This window comes from Frankia sp. CeRuru1 (assembly GCF_977966315.1).
On sequence record NZ_CDWWEW010000005.1, the window covers coordinates 2,657 to 14,847 of the forward strand.

The 12,191-nt window shown below is 71.3% G+C and carries 10 protein-coding genes; 5 read left to right on the forward strand and 5 right to left on the reverse strand.

Annotation, left to right across the window (positions count from 1 at the left end; translation table 11 throughout):
• Positions 1-296 precede the first annotated feature (296 nt).
• Positions 297-1,454, forward strand: a complete 1,158-nt coding sequence (gene ygfZ / locus AC08OP_RS00830) for a CAF17-like 4Fe-4S cluster assembly/insertion protein YgfZ (RefSeq protein WP_476612441.1) — start codon at positions 297-299, stop codon at positions 1,452-1,454.
• Between the two features lie 28 nt (positions 1,455-1,482).
• Here the strand turns inward: ygfZ and AC08OP_RS00835 are convergent, their stop codons facing one another.
• From AC08OP_RS00835 to AC08OP_RS00855, 5 genes are all read right to left on the reverse strand, one after another.
• On the reverse strand, positions 1,483-2,832 hold the full coding sequence (locus tag AC08OP_RS00835; RefSeq protein WP_476612442.1) for a transcriptional regulator: 1,350 nt from the start codon (positions 2,830-2,832) through the stop codon (positions 1,483-1,485).
• A 382-nt stretch (positions 2,833-3,214) separates the two neighbouring features.
• Positions 3,215-4,405 (reverse strand): ABC transporter ATP-binding protein, encoded by a 1,191-nt coding sequence (locus tag AC08OP_RS00840; RefSeq protein WP_476612443.1) that lies wholly within the window; start codon positions 4,403-4,405, stop codon positions 3,215-3,217.
• A 25-nt stretch (positions 4,406-4,430) separates the two neighbouring features.
• Positions 4,431-5,789, reverse strand: a complete 1,359-nt coding sequence (locus AC08OP_RS00845; RefSeq protein ID WP_476612444.1) for an extracellular solute-binding protein — start codon at positions 5,787-5,789, stop codon at positions 4,431-4,433.
• A gap of 12 nt (positions 5,790-5,801) precedes the next feature.
• Positions 5,802-6,767 carry a carbohydrate ABC transporter permease gene (locus tag AC08OP_RS00850; protein WP_476612445.1) on the reverse strand — a complete coding sequence of 322 codons (966 nt, stop codon included), beginning with the start codon at positions 6,765-6,767 and terminating at the stop codon, positions 5,802-5,804.
• Complete coding sequence (locus AC08OP_RS00855; protein WP_476612446.1) at positions 6,764-7,669, reverse strand: carbohydrate ABC transporter permease; 906 nt, start codon at positions 7,667-7,669, stop codon at positions 6,764-6,766. Before AC08OP_RS00855 ends, AC08OP_RS00850 begins: the two co-directional genes overlap by 4 nt.
• Positions 7,670-7,947: 278 nt before the next feature.
• Between AC08OP_RS00855 and AC08OP_RS00860 the strand changes: the two genes are divergently transcribed.
• From AC08OP_RS00860 to AC08OP_RS00875, 4 genes are all read left to right on the forward strand, one after another.
• Positions 7,948-9,177: a DUF349 domain-containing protein gene (locus tag AC08OP_RS00860; RefSeq protein WP_476612447.1), complete on the forward strand. Its 1,230-nt coding sequence runs from the start codon at positions 7,948-7,950 to the stop codon at positions 9,175-9,177.
• Positions 9,178-9,588: 411 nt separating this feature from the next.
• Positions 9,589-10,365 carry a helix-turn-helix domain-containing protein gene (locus tag AC08OP_RS00865; RefSeq protein ID WP_476592272.1) on the forward strand — a complete coding sequence of 259 codons (777 nt, stop codon included), beginning with the start codon at positions 9,589-9,591 and terminating at the stop codon, positions 10,363-10,365.
• A gap of 164 nt (positions 10,366-10,529) precedes the next feature.
• The gene (locus AC08OP_RS00870; protein ID WP_462187200.1) at positions 10,530-11,057 is read left to right on the forward strand and encodes a hypothetical protein; all 528 of its coding nucleotides are present in this window, start codon (positions 10,530-10,532) and stop codon (positions 11,055-11,057) included.
• 117 nt (positions 11,058-11,174) lie between these two features.
• Positions 11,175-12,128 (forward strand): aldo/keto reductase, encoded by a 954-nt coding sequence (locus tag AC08OP_RS00875; RefSeq protein ID WP_476612448.1) that lies wholly within the window; start codon positions 11,175-11,177, stop codon positions 12,126-12,128.
• Positions 12,129-12,191 lie beyond the last annotated feature (63 nt).

Consider the following 12,191-nt stretch of genomic DNA (forward strand, 5'->3'; position numbering starts at 1 on the left):
CGCCGGTGCCGGTGCCCATGGGCCACCCGGCTAGAGGTGAGGACCACGAGACCGGCTAGCGGACAGCCACCTCACGAGTCCTATGAGCACACAAAGCCTGGACCACCTCCCTTCTCGTGTACCCGTGACGCTACGCGGACCCAGGGGCGCATCGCAACGACTTTTCCGCGCGCGTTGTGGGACGCTCCTGACACCAACCGGCCGGAACAGCCAGGCCACCCGCGCGGGCCGGGGGCCACAGCCGAACCGTGCGCGGGCCCGGCCGAGGCACGCCACGGCGACCTAGACTGAGTTCCATGACCGCCGGGTCCCTCACGACGTCCGCCTCGCTCTCCCCGTTGCTCGGCCTGCCGGGTGCGGTGGCCGGCACTGCCGAAGACGCCGTGGTCGCCGCCCACTACGGCGATCCGCTACGGGAACAGCGCGCAGTGCGTGACGGCGCCGCCGTCGTCGACAGATCGCATCGGGACGTGCTGCGCATCTCCGGCCCCGACCGGCTCTCCTGGCTGCACAGCGTCACCTCTCAGCATCTGTCTGCGCTGGGCGCGCTGCGGGGCACCGAGGCGCTGGTGCTCTCCCCGCACGGCCACGTCGAACACCATCTCGTCCTCGCCGACGACGGCACGTCCACCTGGGTGGACGTCGAGCCCGGCACCGGCGGCGCCCTGCTGCGCTACCTGGAGTCGATGCGCTTCATGCTCCGAGTGGAGCCGACGGACATCGGCGCGGTGACGGCGGTGCTCAGCGTGCTCGGGCCAAGGGCCGCGCAGGTCGCGGCCGCGGCGCTGGACGGGCCGGGTGACGGCGCGCCCGGCCTGGACCTGCCCGAACCACAGGCACCCGACCCGGTCGGGGCACCGGTCACCGGTCCTTACCCAGTCGGCCGCACCGGGACGGGCACGCTGGTCCGGCGGATCCCCCACGGCGTCGACCTCCTCGTCGGCCGGGCCGACCTGAGCGGCACCGTCGAACGGCTGCGCGCCGCCGGGGCGGGTCTGGCCGGGTTGTCCGCCTTCGACGCCATGCGCATCGCCTCCCGACGGCCCCGGCTCGGCCGGGAGACCGACCATCGCACCATTCCGCACGAGGTGGGGTGGCTGGCGAGCGCCGTGCACCTGGACAAGGGCTGCTACCGCGGGCAGGAGACCGTCGCCCGGGTACACAACCTCGGTCGCCCGCCGCGGCGGCTGGTGCTGCTGCATCTCGACGGCACGGTGGCGGCGCCCCGTTCTCCCGTCACGGTCGGCGGGCGCGAGGTCGGGTTCGTCGGCAGCTCCGAGGTCCACGAGGAACTCGGCCCCATCGCCCTGGCGGTGATCAAGCGGTCCGTGCCGGCGGATGCCGCCCTCGTCGCCGCCGATCCCGACGGCGCGCCGCTGGCCGCCGCGATCGATCCGGACGACGAGCCGGCCACGACGGCGCCGAAGCGTCCCGCCGGGCGGCTGCGTTCCTGATTCCCGGCCGGCTCGGGTTCCGGCCGGCTCAGGCGGTCCGGGCGAGGAGCTGATCGAGTTCCCGCACCGCCGGGTCGGTGCCGTGCCGCCGCAGCCGGCGGCGCAGCTCGTCGGCCCGGCGGGCGTTGCGCTTGGATCGCGTCGCCTCCAGCATCGGCAGGGCCTGGCGGGTCAGCTCGCACCCGTGGTCGACGTTACCGAGATCCATCTGGACCGCGGCCCACCGGAGCAGGTAAGTGGCCCGGTCCCGGGCCCGGGAGTCCGGGTGGATCGCCAGGGAGCGTTCCAGCCACCGGTCCGCCTGCGTGAGGTGACCGAGATCGATGTAGCAGCTGCCGATCTGCGCCTGGTACTCGGCCTCGTCAAAGTAGGACGACCAGGCGGGGTCCTCAGGCCGCGCGGTGACCATCGCCTCCTCCGAACAGGCCAGCGCCTGCGCGCAGGCGCTGGCCTCCCCGAGCGCGGCGTGGGCACGGGCCCGCCGCATGTGCAGCATGGCGCCGACGCGACCGGACGCTCCCCCGGCGCTGGCCACGGCGGCCTCGGCCAGATCCACCGCCTCCCGCGGGCGGGCGAAGTCCACGCACTGCAGGGACATGTTCTTCAGCACGTTCGCACCGAGCATGCGGTCCCCGCCGGCGTGCGCGGCATGCAGCGCGGTGATCCAGTACCGCTGGGCGGCCGTCTGGAAGCCGGCGTCGAACGAGACCCACCCCGCGAACCGGGCGAGCTCCGCGGCCACCAGATGCAGGTGACGGCCCACGTGCTCGGTGTAGGACCCGCGCACCAGCAGGTCCGCCACCACGCCGAGCTCGGCGTCGACCAGCCGGCGCACGCTCTCCCCGCCGAGCCGCTCATCCATGACCCGCAGCCCGGGGATGTTGTGCTCGATCCGGTTCACGATCTGGTCGTCGACCCGTCCCCCGTTCAGGGCCGCCGCCAGCCGGGCCGGTTCCATGCCGAGCCACTGCGTCGCGAGTTCCGCCACCCCGGCCCCAGTGATCGTCAGGAAGCCGCGGCGGTCGGAGAGCGCGTCCTCGACGACGTCCATGATCGAGGTTATGCTGCCGCCCGGCGTCCACGGGTACTCGGTGCGCACCGCGTCGCCGGTCGGTAGCCACGCGGGCCAGGGGTGCGACTCCAGGCGATCGTTGGGCACGCCGAGCTCCGCGGCGAGCGCGAGCTGGGACACTCGGTCGGGCACGACACCACGGTGCTCCCAGCGCCAGACCTTCTGCCGCTCGGCGGCCATGTTCGCCACCCCGAGGTCACGTGCGCGGCGGGCCACGACCCGCGCCAGACGCTGATAGGACCACCCGCGCTGGGCTCGGACGAACGCAAGCGGATGAGTGCAGGCATGAGCGTTATCCGTCAGCATCGACGTTCTCCTCGTAGTCGCATCTCCAGGGCCACTTCCGTGAGCACCTACTAACGCTATGTCGCGACATCTTGGTGCTCCAAGAGACGACTCCGGTGCGATGCGTGCACAGAGGTCACTCCCGGACCACTGGCGGGCCCTAATTGCACGCATGTCCGCCGAGCCGTCCGAAAAAAAGCACGTTATATTCCTGTTTCGACCGAACACGACCACGTCGGCCGGTCAGGAATTCCGTTCCCCACAAGCCAGCAGGTCGCTGCCCCCGAGTCGGGCAGCCGGGGACATGCCCACGGGGAGGGCCCCTCCGCGGTTCACGCGACGCCGATCCGACTGGACGCGCGGTGGGAAGGGGACGGCCGCGCCGGGGCGAGGCCGCGCCGCGTCAGATCCGGGCGCCGGCTGCGTCGAAGAAGGTCAGGGTGGACAGCGGTGCGCGCAGGGTGACCGGCATGCCCACGCCGAGCACCTGAGCGGCGTCGACCCGGACGGCGAGCACCCCGGCGGAGGTCCGGACGTGCACCGTCCGCTCCGCTCCGAGCCGCTCGCTCACCACGACCTCACCGGCCACCCGCAGCGCATCCGACGCCGGCGACGCCAGCGCCACCGGCGCCACCACGGCGTCCGCCGGTCCCCATCCTGATCCGGTGGAAGCCCCCGCCGCCAGGACCAGGTGCTCGGGCCGGACTCCGAACGCCGTCGCGCCGGCGGGGGCGGCCAGGGCGAATCCGTCCCCGCGCAGCTGGCCGTCATGCCAGCGTCCCTCCCGGACGTTCATCGGCGGGCTGCCGACGAATGCCGCGACGAAGCGCGTGGCGGGCCGGTCGTAGATCTCGTCGGGCGTCCCGATCTGCTGCAACCGGCCGCCGCTGAGCACCGCGACCCGGTCACCGACCGCCATCGCCTCGGCCTGGTCGTGCGTGACGAACAGAGCGGTGGTGCCGAGCCGGCGCAGCAGGCCCACGATCTCGACCCGCAGATCGACCCGGAGCTGGGCGTCGAGCCCCGACATCGGCTCGTCCAACAGGATCACCCGGGCCCGGGTCGCGAGTGCCCGGCCGATCGCGACCCGCTGGCGCTGGCCCCCGGACATCTTCGCAGGCCGGCGAGCTGCCAGCTCACCGATGCCGAGCATGTCCAGCGTCTCACGGGCCCGGGCCACCGCCGCGGCCTTCGGCAGGCCACGGCCGTAACGCAACGCCAAGGTGAGGTTCTCCAGCGCCGTCAGATGCGGGTAGAGCGCGAAATGCTGGAAGACCATAGACACGTCCCGGCGGTGGGGTGCGACGCCAAGCTGGCTGACCCCGCCGAAACGCAGATCACCCGACGTCGGCTCCTCGATGCCGGCGCAAATCCGCAGCAGCGTCGACTTACCCGAGCCGGACGGTCCGAGCAGCGCGACGATCTCCCCCGGCGCAACCGTCAGGGTGACGTCGCGCAGCGCATGGACCGGGCCGAACGACCGGCCCAGCCCGTCGATCTCGATCGGCACCCCCACGGTGGCGGCCATCACCGCGGGGGGTCCGTCAGCCGTCACCGCGGCGGGTCCGTCGGCCGGTTCCGTGATCCGGGTCATCGGTCTCTCCCACGGCGTCCGCCGGTCAACGGGTGAGTTCCACAGCCTGGCTCTGGGCCGCGGCGAGAGCCCTGACCGGGTCCTCGCCCTTGAGGATGCGCTGCACCTGGTCCGAGATCGCGCTCGGGACCTCCCCGCCGCGGGCCCCGCTCCAGGCCGGCGCCTTCACCAGCGAGGGGATTAGTGCGTTGAACGGCTTGAGCTGCGGATAGGTCTCGTAGAACGACCCGAGCTGGCTGACAGCCTGAGTATCCACCGGGATGTAGCTCAACGCCTCCGTGCTCGCGGCCACGACGTCCGGCGAGAGCAGCGACACGACCAGTTCGGTCGCCATCTCCCGCTGGCAGCGGTCGGTGGACAGGACCGTCAGCGCGTTGCCGCCCGCGACCGGGTGCTGGGTCCCGCCGGGCAGGGTCGGAAACGGGACCGCGCCGGCCCGGAAACCCTTAGTCCCCTGCCCCGCGATGAACCTCAGCCCACCGGCCACGGAGGCCACTGTCACGGCGGTCATCGCCGTCTGCCGGCGGATGCCGAACCGCAGCAGGCCCTGCTGGGTCGGGTCGGCGGAGTGCGTGCCGTAGCTCGCGGCCTTCGCGAGGAACGCGGCGGCCTCGCGGGCCGCCGGGGTGTTCAGGGCGGGCCGACCGTTCGCGTCCTGGATCGACGTCCCCTTGGAGCTGGCCAGGGTGTTGAGGATCCACTGCCCGAACTGCTGGCCGGTCGGCAGGTCGAGGGGCTGGATGTTCTGACCCGAAGCCTTGATCTTGTCGGCGGCGGCGATCACCCCGTCGGTCGTGCCCAGCGTCGCTGGATCGACGCCGGCCTTCTGCAGCACGTCGAGGTTGTAGACCAGGGCCAGGGACGACACCTGCTGAGGAATGCCGATCTGCTTCCCGGCGACCTGCCCGAGGCCGACCAGCCGCTGGTCGTAGGACGCGCGCAGCAGGCGCGGGGAGAGCTCCTGGGCGCCGAGGTCCCGGGCGAAGGTCGGGAGCAGGTCGAAGCCGGCGACCGCCACGTCGACGGAACGGCCGGCCGAGCGGTCGGCGCTGATCTGCTGGACGAGGGAGGTGTAGTCCGGCGCGCTCGTGTTGAGGTCCACGGTGAGGCCGGGATGCGCCTTCTCCAGATAGGCCTTGCCGGATTTCGCGACGTCGTTGAGCGTGCCGACGGCGGACATCCGCAGCGTCTTGACCTGGGCCACGCAGGCGGGCGACGCCTTGGCGCCCGCCACGTTGTCGACGCCGGCACCGGCCGGGCGGGCCGTGGGGCGCAGGCTCTCCGCGGGGTCTGCCGGGCCCGCGTCACCACCGCCGCCGCACGCGGTCAGGATGATCATCGCAGCGGCGACGGGCAGCGGCAGCATTCGGCGAATACGGATCACACGTTCCTCCTCTCAGGCACCGGCACCCGTACCGGTGATTCCGGCGGCGAGACGGCGTTGGGCGACGACGAAGACGACGAGCGACGGCAGGCTGATGATCAGCGCGGCCGCGGCGAGCTCGGTGAAGTCCGGAATGACGGAGGAGGAGTCGGTCATCAGGCGCGCGAGCGCCAGCGGCGGGGTGGCGATGTCCGGCGACCGCGCGACCAGCAGCGGCCACAGGTACTCGTTGTACGACAACAGGAAGCTGAACACCGATACGGAGGCGATCGCGGGCGCGGCGAGCGGCACGATGATCGTCCACAGCGTCCGCCAGGTACCGAGCCCGTCCATCCGCGCGGCTTCCAGGACCGACCCCGGGATGGTGCTCATGTACTGCCGGAACATGAAGATCATCGCCGCGTGTGTCATGAACGGCAGGACCAGGCCGACCCGGGTGTCAGCGAGTCCGAGCGCGGAAATGGTGACGTAGTTCGGCACGGCGGTGATCTGGGTCGGCACCAGCAGGGTGGCGAGTACCACCGCGAAGGCGGCCGTACACCCGCGAAAGCGCAGACAGGCGAAGGCGTAGGCGGCCGGGATCGCCGTCGCGAGCTGCAACGCGAGGATCGCCAGGCTCACCGCCACCCCCGTGAGCAGGGCGGATCCAAGATCACCAGCGTACCAGGCGCGGTCGAACGAGCTCAGGTCGATGCTGGACGGGATCGGGTTCGACGTCAGCGCCAGCGCGGTCTGCCGCGGCCCGATGGCGGTCCGCACCATCCAGACGAAGGGTAGGACGGCCGCGACGATGCCGATCGTGAGCAGGACGAGACGCCCGATCGTCGGTCCGGCCGGTGACCGGCGGCGACCGCGCCGCGATGCCGGGATCGGCGCCGGCGCCGATCCCGGTTGCGGGGCCCGCCGACGCGAGGCTCGCCGCACGGCGTGGCCACGGGGCGTGGGCGCGGGCACCGGGCTGGAGGTGTCGACGCTCACGCGGCGGCCTCCCGTGTGCGTCGGATGCGGCGCCCGAGCAGCCCACCAGCGGCACCCAGTGCCACGATCACGACAAACAGCATCAGGGCGATCACCGAGGCATATCCGATGCGGAACGATCCAGTGAATCCGACCTCATAAATGTAGTAAATGATCGTCGTACTGGAGTCCAGGGGGCCACCTTTCGTGAGCACCGCGACCGTTTCGAAGGTCTGCAGGGTCAAAATGGTGACGAACACCCCCAGGAAGATCGTCGTCGGGGCGAGCAGCGGCAGGGTGATGTGACGCAGCCGGGCGAATCCGTGGATGCCGTCCACGTCCGCCGCCTCGTACACCGATCTCGGGACCGCCGTCAACCCGGCGAGATAGACGACGAAGACGAAGCTCGTCAGCCGCCAACCACCGACGAGGGCCACCACCGGCAACGCGGTCGAGGTGTCGCCGAGCCAGTCGACCGGAGCCACCCCGAACAGCCCGACGATGGTGTTCGCGAGACCGTCGGGGCTACTGTCGAACATGTAGGCGAACACGACCGCCATGGCCACAATATTCGCACTGACCGGAAGAAACAGCGCACATCGCACCAGCGCCCGACCATGGGTCACCCGTTCGGCGGCCAGCGCGAGCGCCAGCCCGATCGCGACCGCCGGTACCACCGTGAGGGCGCAGTACAGCAGCGTGTTGCGCACGGCGCCGGCCAGGTCCGCGTCGGAGAGAGCGGTACGCAGATTCGCCGTGCCGACCCAGTCGAAACGCGGCCCCGTCAGGGTCTTGTCCGTGCCCGCGATGAACGCCGACACCAATGCGGGCCCGACGACGAAAACACCGAGTCCCACGAACGCCGGCAGCAACAACACGCCGACTCGCCAGCCCGCCCGGCTACCACCCACCTCACGCGTCACGGTTATGCATCCTGGCCCCACCTGTGCCGGGATGCCGGTACGGGGTGGCTCCCGCGGGGGAGCAGCCGGTGCCTGCACGTGTCGTCCGGTCCGTCCACATCCCACGCAACACCGCCGACGGCCCACGCAACACCGCCGACGGCTCGGATCGACCCCCACGGCCGACGCGCCGCACCCGGTCGACGGCGAATCGTGGTGACCGATCCGTGGCGGCTGTCCCCTCAACGGCCAACGCCTGCAAGAATGGCAGGAAACGTCAGTCGATCTTCGGGAACACCATGAGCGACCGCAGCGAGCCCGACCACGCATCCGCCTGGGGGCGTGTCGCCGACGACGGCACGGTCTTCGTTCGCACGGCCAGCGGCGAACGTGCCGTCGGATCATGGCGTGCCGGCAGTCTCCGCGAGGGTCTGGCCCACTTCGAACGCCGCTTCGACGATCTGTCCGCCGAGGTCGAGCTGCTCGAACGGCGGCTGACGGTCAGCGGGGTCGATCCGGCCGGGATCGTCGGCAGCGCCCGCCGGCTGCTCGGCTCCCTCGACGAGGCCGCGGTCGTCGGTGATCTGGAGGCGCTGCGCACGCGGCTGGAGGCCGTGGTCGCCGCCACTGAGGAACATCGCTCCGCGCTCGCCGCCGAGCGGGCCGAGCGGGCCGGCCGGATCGCCGCGGCCAAGGAGCAGCTGGTCGCCGAGGCCGAACGGCTCGGCCACAGCTCGGAGTGGAAGACCGCCGGGGAGCGGTTCCGCGCGCTCGCCGAGGAGTTCCGCGCCGCCGGCTCGTTGGACAAGCGCACCGACTCGGCGCTGTGGCGGCGCATCGCCACGGCCCGGGACGAGTTCACCCGCCGCCGGACCGCGCACTTCGCCGCCCTCGACACGCAGCGGGCCCGTTCAAGGGAACGGAAGGAGGCGATCATCGCCGAGGCGGAGGCGCTGTCCGACTCCACCGACTGGGCCGGCACGACCGCCCGCTACCGGGCGCTGCTCGCCGGCTGGAAGGCCGCCGGTCGCGCGGCGAAGGATATCGACGACGCGTTGTGGAGCCGCTTCCGTACGGCACAGGACGCCTTCTTCACCCGCCGCAACGAGGCCAATGCCGAGCGCGACGCCGAGTTGCGCGAAAACCAGGTCAAGAAGGAGGAACTGCTGGCCGAGGCGACGGCGTTGGATCCGGCCGATACCGACCGCTCGCTGCGTCGTCTCCGGGAGATCCAGGACCGCTGGGACGAGATCGGGCGGGTCCCCCGGGAGGTCGCGGGCTCCCTGGAGCGGCAGATGGCGGCCATCGGCGACAAGCTGCGCGAGGCCTCCGATGCTCGCTGGGCCCAGCACTCCCTCTCCTCCTCACCATTCGTGACGAAGCTGCGGGAATCCGTCGCAAAGTTGGAGGCGAAGCTGGCCCGGGCCCGGGCCGCCGGACGCACCAAGGAGATCGCCGACACCGAGTCCGCCCTCGCCGCTCAGCGGGCCTGGCTGGCCCAGGCCGAGGGACAGTCCCACAACGACTGAGCCGCGCCGGCAGGCACGGGCGCTTCGGGTGGGCCCGAAAACGGGGAACTGCGGCATCCGCCGTGGTCAAAGGGGCGACGGTCCGCGGAGTACCAGGTGGTGCACCTCGGGGCGGACACGTCCAAAGAGCGCTAACTGACCGCTTGCCAGAGTTAGCAACCCGACGTATCGTCGGCTGCGTTGGTGATGTGTTGTGGCGGCGCACTCGTTTCCGTACCGGCCGGAGCCTGCCGAGGCACCATGGCCTCCCCTGAATCGCAGCGTCCACGGACGGCGGGCTCTCGGCGGGCAGTCGTCCGCGGCGTCCTCGGCCGCAGGGTCCAGCCGTAGGCCGAGGTTCACGGATGGCGGGGCGCCCGCCATGGGCGCGGCAACCCGCCTCGCCCTCCGGCGAAGGAGGCGTTCGACCCGGTGGCGGCCCTGAATGTGCGCGATCTCGGTGATTTCATCCGCGATCAGCGGCACACCGCACAGATCTCCCTTCGTCAACTCGCCAAGCAGGCCGGGGTGAGCAACCCTTACCTCAGCCAGATCGAGCGAGGCCTCCGGCGGCCGTCCGCGGAGATTCTTCAGCAGATCGCGAAGGCGCTCCGCATCTCCGCCGAAGTGCTCTACGTGCAGGCCGGAATTCTGGAGGAACGGCAGGGCGGAGAGAACGTCATGGCTGCCGTGCTCGCGGACGAATCCCTGTCCGAACGACAGAAGCAGGTCGTGCTCGACATCTACGAGGCGTTCTGCCGGGAGAACGCCATCGCGGCGCGGGCCGGCCGCGGCCACCCGGACGGCGACGCCGAGGCCGGGTCGCGCGGGTTCGTCCCTGGCGAGCCCGCCGCCCCGACCGCAAGTCCAGCCGCCATCGGTGGTTCGTCGTCCGCACGGGGTTCGGCCGCCACCGCGGGACCGACCTTCGCGGAGCCGACGACGAAACGGAAATCCGCCCGAGAGGCGTCAACGACATCCCGGGGCGGCACCACCACCGCGGCACGGTCGGCCCCGTCGGACGGTACGGGTAGGCCGTCACCGGGAACCGCCACGGGCCGCACCAGGCGATCGAAGGCCACAGGAGGCGAACCGACGGCGACGAGGGCCGAGAGCAGTCCGATCACCGGCGCTCCCCCCGCGTCCACACCCGCCCCGGCAGCACCGGCTCCGCAGCCGACCACCGACAACCCGGTCGATCAGACCTAGGTCGACCGGCGGGGACTGCGGCGACAAGCAGGACTCCGTTCCTGTACGGCATATCACCACCCTGACCCTCGCATCATTTACCCGACCTTTCACCCGTCGGCGACGAAGCGCTAACAGGAAATCTCTACACGAAATCAACGAATCTTCGAACCGAGGGAGACATCATGGCCACCACGCGCACGACGAATCGCCCCGCGAGCCGTCCCACCGCCCGCGTCAGCACGCAGACCCAGGAGGACACGGCCGAGGCGAGGGCCGAGGTCAAGGTTCCGCTGGCGGAGGTGCGCAAGCCGCTCTACGCGTCGGTGGGAGCGGCGGATCTCGCTGTGGCGAAGCTGCTCGCCCTGCCGACGACCACCAGCACCGAGGTTCGGAAGATCTCCGACCGGGTCGGCGCGCTGCCCACCCAGGCGGCGCGGGTCCCGACCCAGGTCGGGACGGCCGTGCGTGCGCTGCCGGCCACCGTCACCTCCCAGATCTCCGACCTGCAGGGACGCGCCACCCACCTCTACAACAGCTTCGCCACTCGGGGAGAGAAGCGGGTGGCGAGCATCCGGCGCAGCCCGGCCACGGAGGAGGCGGTGCAGCACACCCGGACGGCAGTGAGCCAGACCCGCGCCGCACGCACCTCGAGCCGCAAGGCGGCCGAGGCGGTCGGCCGGGCCGTGACCGAGGCCGCCCCAGAGAAGTAACGGCCCGCGAACATCGACACACCGGAACACCAACGGGCAATCATTGACGTGTTCCGGTCGACCACGGGTCCGGGGCCTGGTGTCCGGGGCCCGTGGTCCGATGTGTTGTATTAACTCATGCGCTATCGCCCGCTGGGATCCTCCGGACTACTGGTGTCTGTCGTCGGCCTCGGCTGCAACAATTTCGGCTCGCGCGTCGACCTCACCGGCACCCGCGCGGTCGTCGACGCGGCGCTCGACGCCGGGATCACGTTCTTCGACACCGCCGACACCTACGGGAACAAGGGCGGCTCGGAGACGCTTCTCGGGCACGTGCTGCGAGGCCGCCGCGACGATGTCGTCCTCGCCACGAAATTTGGCAACGACATGGGCGGCATGTACGGCCAGGACTTCAGCGCGCGGGCGTCCCGGCGGTACATCCGCAAGGCGGTCGAGGGTTCGCTGAGCCGGCTGCAGACCGACTACATCGACCTCTACCAGCTGCACACCCTGGACGCCTTCACGCCGATCGAGGAGACGCTCGAGGCCCTCGATGAGATCGTCAAGGAGGGCAAGGCCCGTTACATCGGTGCCTGCAACCTCGATGCCTGGCAGGTCGCCGACGCGGAGTGGACCGCCCGGGCGTCCGGGACGACCCGCTTCATCTCCGCACAGAACCACTACAACCTGCTGGAACGGGGCGTGGAGGCAGAGCTCGTGCCGGCCGCCCAGAAGTACGGCATCGGCGTCATCCCGTACTACCCGCTGGCGAACGGCCTGCTCACCGGCAAGTACCAGCGCGACGAGGTGCCGGCACCCGGCACCCGGCTGGCCGGCCGGCAGGACGAGCTGACCGACGAGGTCTTCGACCGGCTGGACACCCTGGAAACCTTTGCGCGGGAGCGGGACCGGTCGCTGCTGGACGTCGCGATCGGCGGGCTGGCCGCCCAGCCGGGGGTCGCCTCGGTCATCGCCGGCGCGACCAGCCCGGTCCAGGTGCGCGCGAATGCCGTGGCCGGTCAGTGGCAGCCCCGCGCGGACGACCTCACGGTGCTCGACAAGATCGCCGTGACCCGCCGTCCCGCCGACTGAACGCGGGACCGACGGACCCACGATCCGGGGCGTCCCGCCGGATCTCCGCCGGGACGTCCCGCA

What these genes read in the sequence shown, in the direction of transcription:
- AC08OP_RS00860 (WP_476612447.1), top strand. Translation starts at nt 7,948, where the DNA reads ATGAGCGACCGCAGCGAGCCCGACCACGCATCCGCCTGGGGGCGTGTC.
- AC08OP_RS00870 (WP_462187200.1), top strand. Translation starts at nt 10,530, where the DNA reads ATGGCCACCACGCGCACGACGAATCGCCCCGCGAGCCGTCCCACCGCC.
- AC08OP_RS00840 (WP_476612443.1), bottom strand. Translation starts at nt 4,405, where the DNA reads ATGACCCGGATCACGGAACCGGCCGACGGACCCGCCGCGGTGACGGCT.
- ygfZ (WP_476612441.1), top strand. Translation starts at nt 297, where the DNA reads ATGACCGCCGGGTCCCTCACGACGTCCGCCTCGCTCTCCCCGTTGCTC.
- AC08OP_RS00875 (WP_476612448.1), top strand. Translation starts at nt 11,175, where the DNA reads ATGCGCTATCGCCCGCTGGGATCCTCCGGACTACTGGTGTCTGTCGTC.
- AC08OP_RS00835 (WP_476612442.1), bottom strand. Translation starts at nt 2,832, where the DNA reads ATGCTGACGGATAACGCTCATGCCTGCACTCATCCGCTTGCGTTCGTC.